General features: G+C 34.7%; 10 protein-coding genes and 1 tRNA gene. 2 read left to right on the forward strand and 9 right to left on the reverse strand.

Features of this window, described 5'->3' with window-relative positions; translation table 11 throughout:
• Positions 1-25: 25 nt before the first annotated feature.
• Positions 26-2,674, reverse strand: a complete 2,649-nt coding sequence (gene mutS / locus B5D25_RS05335; RefSeq protein WP_078786911.1) for a DNA mismatch repair protein MutS — start codon at positions 2,672-2,674, stop codon at positions 26-28.
• A 46-nt stretch (positions 2,675-2,720) separates the two neighbouring features.
• Positions 2,721-4,199, reverse strand: a complete 1,479-nt coding sequence (gene miaB / locus B5D25_RS05340) for a tRNA (N6-isopentenyl adenosine(37)-C2)-methylthiotransferase MiaB (RefSeq protein WP_078786912.1) — start codon at positions 4,197-4,199, stop codon at positions 2,721-2,723.
• A gap of 116 nt (positions 4,200-4,315) precedes the next feature.
• Here miaB and yneA point away from each other — a divergent pair, with 116 nt between their 5' ends.
• A complete protein-coding gene (gene yneA, locus B5D25_RS05345) occupies positions 4,316-4,606 on the forward strand; it encodes a cell division suppressor protein YneA (protein ID WP_078786913.1) in 291 nt (96 codons plus the stop codon).
• A 3-nt stretch (positions 4,607-4,609) separates the two neighbouring features.
• Here the strand turns inward: yneA and B5D25_RS05350 are convergent, their stop codons facing one another.
• The 7 genes from B5D25_RS05350 to galE are packed head-to-tail and all read right to left on the reverse strand — an operon-like array spanning position 4,610 to position 12,516.
• Positions 4,610-6,562, reverse strand: a complete 1,953-nt coding sequence (locus B5D25_RS05350) for an NAD(+) synthase (protein WP_078786914.1) — start codon at positions 6,560-6,562, stop codon at positions 4,610-4,612.
• 12 nt (positions 6,563-6,574) lie between these two features.
• Positions 6,575-7,105, reverse strand: a complete 531-nt coding sequence (locus B5D25_RS05355) for a Holliday junction resolvase RecU (RefSeq protein ID WP_078786915.1) — start codon at positions 7,103-7,105, stop codon at positions 6,575-6,577.
• 58 nt (positions 7,106-7,163) lie between these two features.
• Positions 7,164-8,249: an RluA family pseudouridine synthase gene (locus tag B5D25_RS05360; RefSeq protein ID WP_078786916.1), complete on the reverse strand. Its 1,086-nt coding sequence runs from the start codon at positions 8,247-8,249 to the stop codon at positions 7,164-7,166.
• A gap of 4 nt (positions 8,250-8,253) precedes the next feature.
• Positions 8,254-9,171 carry a hypothetical protein gene (locus B5D25_RS05365; protein WP_078786917.1) on the reverse strand — a complete coding sequence of 306 codons (918 nt, stop codon included), beginning with the start codon at positions 9,169-9,171 and terminating at the stop codon, positions 8,254-8,256.
• The gene (locus tag B5D25_RS05370; protein WP_078786918.1) at positions 9,168-10,574 is read right to left on the reverse strand and encodes an RsmF rRNA methyltransferase first C-terminal domain-containing protein; all 1,407 of its coding nucleotides are present in this window, start codon (positions 10,572-10,574) and stop codon (positions 9,168-9,170) included. The genes B5D25_RS05365 and B5D25_RS05370 overlap by 4 nt, the downstream gene beginning before the upstream one ends.
• Positions 10,574-11,452, reverse strand: coding sequence for a tetratricopeptide repeat protein (locus tag B5D25_RS05375; protein ID WP_078786919.1), 879 nt, complete (start codon positions 11,450-11,452; stop codon positions 10,574-10,576). The genes B5D25_RS05370 and B5D25_RS05375 overlap by 1 nt, the downstream gene beginning before the upstream one ends.
• A 53-nt stretch (positions 11,453-11,505) precedes the next feature.
• Entirely contained in the window at positions 11,506-12,516 is a 1,011-nt protein-coding gene (galE, locus tag B5D25_RS05380; protein ID WP_078786920.1) for a UDP-glucose 4-epimerase GalE, read from the reverse strand.
• A 78-nt stretch (positions 12,517-12,594) separates the two neighbouring features.
• Between galE and B5D25_RS05385 the strand changes: the two genes are divergently transcribed.
• Positions 12,595-12,677 (forward strand) — tRNA-Leu (locus tag B5D25_RS05385).
• Positions 12,678-12,718: the final 41 nt, after the last annotated feature.

A 12,718-nucleotide genomic window follows, 5' to 3' on the forward strand; every position in this document is an offset into this window, starting at 1 on the left:
CAAAGGCTCTTAATCGAAAAATTTATTATGAATTAAGCCTTTTCTTAAGCTCCTGAAGATACAGCATCGCTTTCATCGGCGTCATATTATCAAGATCCATATCCTTTAATTCGGCAGCAATGCTTATCTCTTCACTGCTTCCGAAAAATGAAAGCTGACCCGGTTCTTCATTTTTAACCGTCTTTTTATTTTTTACTTTATTTTCAATAGAATTATTTACTTTAAGGTCTCTGACTTTTCCTGTGAGATCCTCTTCAGCAAGAAAATCCGAAATCTCCCTTGCTCTGTCAATTACAGCATCAGGAACTCCTGCAAGTTTTGCGACTTCGACACCGTAGGACCTGTCTGTCCCGCCCTTAATAATCTTTCTTATAAATACAATTGAGTCGCCCTGCTGCTTAATGGCAATGCAGTAATTATTTACAGATGAAAGCTTGCCTTCAAGTTCGGTAAGTTCATGATAATGCGTTGCAAATAAAGTTTTTGCACCAAGAATATTACTGTCTGCGATATATTCAACCACAGACCATGCTATAGCAAGCCCGTCAAATGTAGATGTTCCTCTTCCGATCTCATCAAGGATTATAAGTGAATTTCTTGTAGCATTTCTAAGAATATTAGCCACTTCACTCATTTCAACCATAAATGTTGATTGTCCGGATGCAAGGTCATCGCTTGCTCCGACTCTTGTAAATATTCTGTCGCAGAGACATATTTTAGCAGATTCACAAGGTACAAATGAACCCATCTGTGCCATGAGAACTATTATGGCACTCTGTCTCATGTAAGTTGATTTACCTGCCATATTCGGACCTGTTATGATCGCAATCCTGTTCTCTGTGTTATCAAGGAAGGTATCATTCGGAACAAATGAATCATTACCAAGCATATTTTCAACCACAGGATGTCTTCCGTTTTTGATATCTATAACACCGTCTTCATTTATATCAGGTCTGACATAATTATTTCTGACTGCAACAAATGAAAGTGAACTAAGAGCATCAGTTAAAGCTATATCATCCGCTGTTTCTTGAACTCTCTTGGTTTCAGCTGCCAGCTTTTCTCTTAATTCCACATATTCATCATATTCAAGGGCATATAATTTATCTTCAGCACCGAGAATTTTATCAGAAAGTTCATTTAACTCATCAGTTGTATATCTTTCGGCATTTGCAAGGGTCTGCTTTCTTATAAAGTAGTCCGGAACCTTATCTTTAAATGAATTAGTAACCTCAAGATAATATCCGAATACTTTATTATATTTAACTTTAAGATTCTTGATGCCTGTAGCTTCTCTTTCTTTATCTTCCAATGCAGCAAGGAGGTCTTTGGCATTTTTTCTTATCATCTTAAATTCATCAATGGCCGCAGAATATCCCGGCTTAAAAATGCCGCCTTCTTTAATAGTTATAGGTGCATCTTCATCGATGGATTCTTCAAGAATTTCATATATATCTTCCAATGGATCAAATGATTCATACATTGATTTGAAAATCTTACAATCGAATTCATTTATAAGATTTTTTATAAAAGGAAGAAGTTTCAGAGAATTTTTGAAACTGAGAAGATCCCTTGGATTTGCTGTTCTTATGGATATTCTTGTCATAAGCCTTTCAAGATCGTAAATAGAGCTGAGATATTCTCTCATTTCATCACGGCTTATGAGATTATCATTAAGCGCTTCTATCGCATCAAGTCTTGCATTTATATCATCTTTACGAAGAAGAGGCTGTTCAACGAATGTACGAAGTTTTCTGGCACCCATTGCAGTCTTTGTCTTATCAAGCACCCATAAAAGAGAACCTGTTCTCTTCTTATCACGTAAAGTTTCAGTGAGTTCAAGATTTCTTCTTGTTGAAGAATCAATAAGCATATACTGATCTGAAAAATATAAATTCACATTATTGATCTGCTCCAAAGCATTCATCTGTGTATCATAAAGATATCTGATAAGTGCACCGGAACTTATTATACATGCAGGAAAATCCTTAAGTCCAAGACCTTCCACCGAAGAAACCTTGAACTGTCTGTTGATCATTCCTACAGAATCATCATAATTAAAATAGTGCTGAGGAGCTACGCTGCTTATTGTATTATTCTTCTCCGAAACGAACTGAATATCGACTCCTGACATTTCGAAAGCCTCCTGATATATGATCTCACGAGGCTCGAATTTATTAATCTCATCAACAACTTTTGATGCTTCATTTACAGTTGTAGTCATAAATACACCGGTCGAGATATCGGTAACTGCTATACCGAAATCTTCACCGGAGTATGAAATGCACATAAGATAATTATTTTTATCATCATCAAGGGTTTCGGCAGCCATATTGGTTCCGGGAGTAACAATCTTAATGACCTTTCTTTCAACCAGACCTTTGGCGAGTTTCGGATCCTGAACCTGCTCACATATAGCTACTTTATATCCTTTATCAACCAGTTTTGTTATATAAAGATCTGCGGCATGAAACGGTATTCCGCACATAGGAGCTCTTTCACTAAGTCCGCAATCCTTACCTGTTAAAGTAAGCTCAAGCTCCTTTGATACAAGTATTGCATCATCGAAGAACATTTCATAAAAGTCTCCGAGTCTGTAAAAAAGTATCATGTCTTTATATTCTTCTTTTGTCTTTAAGTAATGCTCCATCATTGGAGAAAGTTTGTCTGCCATTTTTTTACCTTTTAGTTTATTTTATAATGCAGGGAAATACTGATATTTATACCATTTCACCGATATAATAAAAACCTTTTTCCTCAGTAAGTTTTACATTAACATATTTACCTATAAGATCCTTGCATCCTTTAAAATGAACAATAGTATTGTTACTCATTCTTCCTGTAACCATATTTTCATCATGGCTGTCTACATCTTCAACAAGGACTTCATTTATGGTATTTTTAAATCTTCCGACTCTTTCAGCCGCTCTTTCACTTACTTTTTTCAGAAGTCTGTTAAATCTTTCCTTAACAACGTCTTCCGGAACCTGCTCCCACTCTGCAGCAGGCGTACCACTTCTTCTTGAATAGATAAATGTAAACACCTGATCGTATCCAACCTTATCTACAACATCAACTGTTTCAAGGAAATCTTCTTCAGTCTCACCCGGAAATCCAACCATTATATCAGTTGTAAGCGAAACATCCGGAAGTTCCTTCTTTATCTTATCAACAAGTAAAAGATAATCTTCTTTTGTATATTTCCTGTTCATAAGCTTAAGGATTCTGTTGGAACCCGCCTGAATAGGTAAATGAATATGTCTGCAAACCTTAGGATTATCTCTGATAACTTCAATAAGTTTATCCGAAAGATCCTTCGGATGACTTGTCATAAAACGAACTCGTCTGATTCCGTCAACTTTACAAACATCTCTAAGAAGATCAGGGAAATCATAATCCGGATTATTTTTGATCATCTCACTGTCTTCCATATAATTTACGCCGTAAGAATTAACATTCTGCCCAAGAAGCATAACTTCCGTTACATCATCCTTCGCAAAACGTTCAGCTTCTTCTATTATATCTTCCGGAATTCGGCTTCTTTCCCTTCCTCTTACATGAGGAACAATACAATATGTACAGAAATTATTGCATCCGTACATTATATTTATACCTGTTTTAAATGGATATTTTCTCTTTTCAGGAAGGTTATTTTCAAAATTCTTAATAGGCTCTTTAAGCACTTCAATAACCTGCTTACCATCCGAATATCTTCTGCAAAGAAGCTCAGCAAGCATAAATACATTGAAAGTACCGAATACTATGTCAACGAACTTGAATTTATCCCTAATATAGTCAACAATATCAGGCTGCTGCATCATACATCCACAGAGACCGATTATCATTTCCTGATTTTTCTTTTTCTTTGCTTTCAACTGGCCGAGGTGTCCATAAAGCTTTTGATTGGCATTTTCTCTTACAGTACAAGTATTATAAATAACAATATCAGCTGTATCCTCATCAGAAGCTGTAAGGCCTGTTAAACTCAGTATACCTTCAAGTTTTTCCGAATCATGTGCATTCATCTGACAACCAAATGTTATAACCGCATAAGTTAAAGGTCTTCCTATAAGATTTTGTCTTTCTTCAAAAGTTTTCTTTAATAAAGCCATATAATATGACTGTCTGGCCGGTTCATCAGTAGGAATAAAAGAAAATGCTGAAATATCCGGTAAATTGCTGTTATCAAGTATATCCATTAAATTACTCCTGTTTCAAAAAATAGAACATATTTTCGATTTTCTTATTGACAATCGAACATGCGTACTGTATTATAATCACATATAGAACAGTTGTTCGGATTGGAGGATTCAATATGAAAAGTAATAGATTTGTTTTAGTATTAGTTATGTTCTCTGTTTTATCATGTGTTGTACTCTTTGGTATCAATGGAAAAAACTCAAAAGTTGAAGCCTCTTCAACCAAAGAGAAATATTATACAAGTATTCGAATTGAGGATGGTGATTCATTATGGTCCATCGCTGAAGAATATGCTGCTCCGGGAATCGATTACAAAGATTTCATTATGGAAGTTAAGCAGATCAACTCCCTTTCAAGCGATACCATCAATTATGGTGAATCACTGGTTATTCCTCAATTCAAATAAATTCTAATTAAGTTTTTCAATCTCATTAAGCCAGATAGCTGAAGTTGCATCACTTGGCATACGTAAATCTCCCCTCGGTGATAAAGCAACACTACCAACCTTTACGGAGTCAGGCATGCAGCTTCTCTTGTACTGCTGAGAGAAAAATCTCCTGTAGAATAATTTCATCCATTTTAAGATTTCTTCTTTAGAGTAATCACCATCGAATGCCCTTCCTGCAAGTAAGAAAATCTTTGATGGAGAATATCCAAAACGCATCATGTAATACAGGAAGAAATCATGTAACTCATAAGGTCCTACACTTTCTTCCGTCTTCTGGGCAATATTGCCATTCTCATCAGGCGGAAGTAATTCAGGACTGATTGGTGTATCTATTATATCCTTAAGAACTTCTGTGCACTCAGGGAATATATCATTTTCAACTACACTATCTATCATCCATTTAACCAGAGTCTTTGGTATACTTCCATTTACACCATACATACTTATCTGATCACCATTATATGTGCACCATCCAAGAGCAAGTTCAGATAAATCTCCTGTACCTACCACAAGACCATTTACCATATTTGCATAATCCATAAGGATCTGTGTTCTTTCTCTTGCCTGGGTATTCTCATATGTAATATCTTTTAATTCATTATCATGCCCAAGATCTCTGAGATGTATTGTACAAGCCTCTTTAATATCAATAATTATCGGCTCTGTTCCCAGATTCTTAATAAGAGAAAGTGAATTATTATATGTTCTTCCTGTTGTACCAAATGCAGGCATTGTTATTGCAACAAGGTCACTTGCAGGTTTACCCATAACCTGAAGAGCTTTAGCAGCTACAAGAAGAGCAAGTGTGGAATCCATACCACCGGATACACCTACAACAGGCTTACATCCGGTAACTTCAAGTCTTTTAACAAGACCACCAACCTGCATATCAAATATTTCATTACATCTCTTAAGTCTCTTAGTCTTTGTTGAAGGAACGAAAGGATGCTTATTGATTATATAATATTTACCGTCAGCTTCAGGAAGTTTAATCTTTCTTCCGCCCATAACATCAGTCACTCTGTAACTATTAGTTACTGAACTGCACATTACAGCAGCATCTTTAAATGTCTTATTCTTAACTCTATCACTTCTGATCTTTCCAAGATCTATATCAGCAATCATAAGATAATCATTTGCAATGAAATCTGCATTTTCATTTAACATGCTTCCGTTTTCAGCAAGCATACTATGTCCTGAGAAGATAAGATCCTGAGTTGATTCAGATGAACCTGCTGAAACATAAAGATAATTGCAAAGCCCTCTCGCTGAAGCATTTAAAACAAGACTTCTTCTATATTCTCTCTTAGCAATAACTTCATTACTTGCAGATATATTTACTATAAATTCTGCTCCTGCCAGGCAGTAATATGTACCCGGATTAATAGGTGACCAAAGGTCTTCACAGATTTCAACTCCAAATTTCAAACCGTTAAGATCATAAACTATATCATTTCCGTAAGGTACTTTATAACCTTTGTAATATATGTATTTCTCACCCGGAATACTTATATCATTTGCAGAATCAAACCACCTCTTCTCATAAAATTCATTATAATTCGGAATATAAGTTTTAATTGTTATTCCGCAAATTCTTCCGGCAAATATAACATAAGCTGCATTGAAAAGATGATTATCAATCTTGAAAGGTGCTCCAACAATGATAACCTGTCTTATAGTTTCAGATCTACGTAAGATCTTTTCAATTCCTTCATTTGACTTATTGATCAAAGTAGTGTTAAAGAAAAGATCCTGACATGAATATCCGGTAACCGCAAGTTCAGGAAAAGCAATGATCTGAGCTTCATAGCGATCAGCTTTTTCAATCTTATCAATAATTTTATCAGTATTGTAGTCAGTATCCCCAACTCTGACATCAGGTACAGCAGCACTTACTCTGTAAAAATCGTACATATTACCTTCCTCCTAACGACTATTTAAATCAATTTCCAGTCCTTTAAGATAATGAACCAAAGCACCACCTTCGGACTTTAAAAAATAATCATCATTTAACTCATTATATTTAAAATTCTTTGCATGCCCTTCTTTAGTTCTTTCAATGAAATACTTTAATTCTTTAAAAGGCATATAATATAAATCATTTCTTACACTGAATAAGATGATCAGAAATGAAACGCCACCCTGTTCTTCAAATTCTTTCATAAAATTGTACTGATGCTCATGAATATTTTGAAGCGAAAAAGTATCCGAATTACATTCTTTTGCATCAAAACATACAGGAACCTCCTGTACAACACCTATATAATCGACTGTAGAATCTTTCTCAAAGAATGCCTTTGTGATCCTTTTGGTTGAAGAATCAAATTCAACAGGTGTAATTGGTGTCGGAATCTTCTGAACCAACGCCAACTTTTTCTTTCTATAAAATTCATTTGTATTATTTATAAGCTCTTCAAGGGTTGAACCTCTCAGGCCTCTCGAATTCCATGTTGACATAATATTTTTATATTAAACCATTTGACTTTTATGTTTTAATTTATATTATTTGATACATTTATATACTTAAACCAAGCTCTTTTGCTATACTGATAAATCTTTCAGGAAATGGCGCCTTAAAGATTTTATTACTATAATTTTCACAAGCCATGGAAAAATGTATCTCTCTGGCATGAAGAAGCTGGCTGTTTAAACCGAATTTCTGCTTGATTATATCATTTGTCTTTCTACTGCCATATTTATAATCACCTATAACAGGATATCCCATTTCAGCGAGCTGTGCTCTGATCTGATGAGTTTTTCCTGTAATCAGTTTAACTTTAATAAGTGTATATTCACCATTACTCTTCACAGGTGTGAATACTGTATGGATATGATCAAAATCCTTAGGTGAACCTTTTTTCTTATAAAGAGTTGTATTGATTATCTCAACAGTATTGTTCTGATGATTCTTTTTAAGAAAAGATTCAATATCATACTCTTTATCCATTTTGCCATTCACTATTGTATAGTAATATTTGTCTATACTTTTATCTTTTATATGCTTTGATAAGAATTGCAATCCTTTCATGGACTTTCCGGCAAGTATAATTCCCGTTGTATTTCTGTCCAACCGGTTACAAACAGAAGGTTTATACGTTTGATCATTCTTATCATATTTACCATTTTTAATAAGATATTCAACAAATAATTCATTTATCGAAATATCATCAACTCCGGCTTTCTGAGATAAAATACCATAGCCTTTATTTAATATAGCTATATCGTTATCCTCATATAAAATATCCAAACTATCACTCAAACTATAATCTTCGGAGCTTACTTGATCACCGAAATATCCTCGATTCTCAGAATCACGTTGATTCATTACATTAGCACTTTGTCTATTATCAGAAACTGTTTGGTTTGAAGCTATCTTATAATCAGGTGAAAATTTGGAAAATGTTTCATCTGAAAGAAAAAATTTAATGCTATCTCCGTTTTTCAGCACTTCTTCTCCCGTTGCCTTTTTACCATTCAGAGTGATATTTTTCTTTCTGAGCATTTTGTAAGTAAAAGACTGTGGAGCTTCTTTTAATATTCTAAAACAGATCTTTTTAAGTTTTTGTCCTTCATTCGAACTATTAATAATTATTTCCTGCAATCTTCTACACTCCAATAACAAGAAGTTTATTCTTTATTTTCTTTTCATCTTTCTTCTTAGCATCTGATTTTTCATGATTTTCTGAAGAAAGACGTTTCATAGCATTTTTAAATTCTCCAATGTTCGAAACAATATTTATCTGAACTTTGTTCTTTTCGTTATCATTTATCTGCGAAAGACATTTCTCATACTTTTTATAAAATTCCATATGAGCGCCATCTTTTCTTGCTGCATTCTTTGAACCTGATTCTTCAGATATTGATTCACCCTTCATAGGATTAATCAATGCAGTTACATTATTTCCGGCAATTGCAACACATGGATAGAAAAGCATTTTCTGCGAATCCGAAGCAGAAATATCATAACACATCGTGATTTTTTTCTCATCCGCAAATGTCTTAACTTTTTCATAATCACTCTTTGAAAGAGGCTTAAATCCAACAACCATTAAATATCCAATTAAATTCTTGGCAAATGGTAATGACATTACGCAGGCCACAACAGTAAATAATGTCTTTCTTGACTGAAAAGCTATAAGCCCTATCAGAATATCTGCCATGATACATGCAAAACAAAGCAGTGTTATTATGATTCTTTTATTTTTGTATTTTCTTGCATAACCATAATCACCTTTTTCTATTTTCTTTTTGCCACCGGATTCACTATTGTTATCACCGTCTGTGCTTCCACTGTAACCACTGTTATCATCACTACTACTGCTTGTGTTCCTGTTGTTATTATCTTTGTTTCTTTTGATATTCCCAGTGTTGTTATCGTTACCTAATTCAATATTTTCAGTATTGTTATTGTCATCAATATTCTCTGTATTAATATCGTTATATATTTGACTATTTTTGATTATATTGCTTATGCTATTATTTCTTATACTTTTATTGTTGCTAGTACTGCCGTTACTACTCATGACATCATTCTCCATCCCGGAAGGTATTTATTTTTAATGCTTCCATTCGAAAGTTTTCCGAATCCAAGCGAAAATCCGTCAACACATATAAGCACATATCTGTTTGTATTTTTCTGCTTTCCTGTTACTTTTAATTCGGTATCATCATAATCGATAGTCTCGCCTCGTAAGTATTTTGATACACGAATATCATCATTTTTAAGATCAAGAACAGTATCAAATGTGTCAGGAGTAAGCATTATTGAAAAAGCCTGACTCGGTTCGAATCTCTTTTTCTTAATCTCGCCAAGGAACATACCTCTTCGAAGTATTCTTAATCCTTTACAATTCGGACAGCCATCAGGAATATAAAATAATTTATCACCCAGCTGTTCAAATCTTCTTGTATCAAAGTCCATTTTTACATGAGACATAAATTCAGCAGTTTCTTCATTTATCTTTGTCTTTTCCGGCATGTAAAGAGAAACCGAAGGTTTATAATCATCATTTGATTCTCTTTTGAGAAGTGCAACGTAATGACCTTCTCCTTCAACTTTATGAGGGAAAAGATGCATAGTTCTATCTATGCCATCTGTTTCATATACAGACCAGTCATTATTACCCGGCACAAATCCATCATGCTTTTCAATCGGTACAAGCGAAAGTTCACTGCATAATGAAAGCAGATATCCGACACTGTCTTCATCTTCAAGAGGCGAAAATGTACATGTTGAATAAAGTAACATCCCTCCCGGTTTAAGCATCTTAACAGCTTCTTTAAGGATACTTCTTTGGATGGCAGCAAACTCAGCCGGACGTTCTTCCGACCAGGCAGTAATCATGCTATTCTTTTTACGGAACATTCCTTCACCTGAACATGGAGCATCGATAAGTATTTTATCAAAATATTCTGTAAAATATTCGGCTAATCTGTCAGGTGTTTCGCATGTAATAAGAATATTTTTACCGCCAAATACCTCAATATTTTTTACCAGAGCTTTTGCTCTTGAAGCACTGATATCATTTGTAACCAGGAATCCTTTATTATTTATCTTCTGCAATAATTCAGTTGATTTTCCACCCGGAGCCGCGCATATATCAAGGACCTTATCTCCCTCATCCACAGGTAATGTGGCTGCAGGAAGCATGGCGCTTGGTTCCTGAAGGTAATATAAACCGGCATAATAATATGGATGTTTAGAAGCCTGAAATACATTCTCATCATAATAAAATCCATTTTTGCACCAAGGAACAGGAGTTAACTCCGCAGGACAGATTTTTATAAAATCTTCTACGGAAATCTTACCGGTATTTACTCTTAATGCATGCCTTACCGTTTTGGCGAGAGCTTCTTTATATAATTCGAAATCCTCTTCGCCTATCATTTTTATCATATTATTTTCAAATGCTGATGGCAGTTTCATCAATCAACGTCCTCTTTTATCACAGGTTCCGGATCCATATTGATCCTGGTGAACAGATAATTATATTCATTCTCAAATTCTTTATTGTTCGGCTCACTTTCATAGATTGAAGTCATCAGTGAAAGTGCCTTCTCGTAATCCTTAAAGGATTCATAATATACAACTTTGTTATATAAAAGTTTGGACTTCATGACATTATCATCATCCTTTATCTTAAGTCCATCCTCTATATATTTATTTGCAGTTTCATAATCACCGGCCTCGATGTAATAAGACGAAAGCTGGTAGGCAACATAGTAGCTGAGCCCCTCATCCTTTATATAATCATTATAAATAGACAGCATTTCATCATAATAACCGGCTTTATAATAACTTCCTGCCAGAAGAAGCCTTACTGACATATTTCCTTCTTTTAAACTTTTTTCCAATGCCGGAATATTAAGTTCCGCATCCCTTGAATCATATCCATCCATCGCAATCGAAAGCTGAAGATATTCCTCAATCTTGTTGGAATTTATGCTCCCGTCATTATTTTCCTTTAGCTTATTGAAATTGAAAATAGCATCTTTATATCTCCCGGTCTTAATATCAGCCGATCCAAGATACATTCTTGTATCAAGATCCATCTTTTTGGAAAAAAGCTGCTTTTCATTTAATGACTTATCAAAATATCTGATAGCTTCTTCGTAATCGCCAACTTGATAAGCTTTTATTCCTTTTTCACGATACTCACCTTTTTTCGATGTGATCAGTGAAATAAAAAGCAGAGCAATTATGATAAGTACTATCGAAGACATAACATGAATCAAGATAAATGAAGCTTTGCTTTGTTTTATCTTTGTTTCTTTAATTACCTCTGTATCTTCATCGTTTATCATAATTACTCCGCACTAATAAATCGCATTCAAATCAAAATATATTGCCCAAAGAGTTAGTCTTCAGAATAATATTTCTGAGCAAAATTCCATGAATCCTTACACATTCTTGTAAGATCAAATTCAGCCTTCCATCCGAGCTCTTTGTAAGCCTTTGCAGGATTTGCATAACACATAGCAATATCTCCTGCTCTTCTTGGCTTTATACTGTATGGAATCTTTATATCATTTACCTTTTCGAAAGTCTTAACGATATCAAGAACACTATATCCGATACCTGTACCAAGATTATAGATATTTACTCCTGTTCCTGACATAACCTTATCTACTGAATTAACATGTCCTTTAGCAAGATCAACTACATGGATATAATCTCTTACACCTGTTCCGTCAGGAGTATCATAATCATTTCCGAACACACCAAGTTCAGGAAGTTTTCCTGATGCAACCTGCATGATGTATGGCATAAGATTATTTGGAATGCCGTTTGGAACTTCACCAAGGAGTCCGCTTTCGTGAGCTCCGATAGGATTGAAATATCTGAGAAGTATTACGCTCCACTCATTATCAGCTGTGTAAAAGTCTGTAAGAATCTGCTCGATCATATGCTTTGTCCAGCCATATGGATTTGTGCAGATACCCTTTGGACACTCTTCTGTTATAGGAATGAAGGCAGGGTCTCCATATACTGTAGCTGAAGAAGAGAATATGATTCTCTTACATCCATATTCATTCATGAGTTTGCAGAGATTAAGTGTTCCGGCAATATTATTTTCATAATACATAAGCGGCTTTTTGACTGACTCGCCTACAGCCTTAAGTCCTGCAAAATGAATAACAGCATCGAATTTATTTTCTTCAAATATAACCTTCATGCTTTCAGGTTTAAGCATATCTGCTTCATAAAACTTTACAGATTTACCTGTTATCTCCTGAATCTTGTCCAATACTTCAATTTTTGAATTATATAAATTATCAAAAATTACAACTTCATGACCGTTATTAATTAACTCTACTACTGTATGAGAACCAATGTAACCGGTTCCTCCTGAAACAAGAATTTTCATTTAAATGACCTCCATCTAAGTAATAATTAAATTGACATAACCACTATGGCTATGTTAAGATTCCATTGTTGCAAACAAGCCGGCATGTCGGAATGGCAGACGATGCAGACTCAAAATCTGTTGCGGGTAACCGCGTGTGGGTTCAAGTCCCACTGCCGGCACTTCAAATACCTAACACAGTGTATCATATATGATGCCAATT

The sequence above is a fragment of the Eubacterium ruminantium genome (assembly GCF_900167085.1).
Lineage (GTDB): Bacteria > Bacillota > Clostridia > Lachnospirales > Lachnospiraceae > Eubacterium_Q > Eubacterium_Q ruminantium.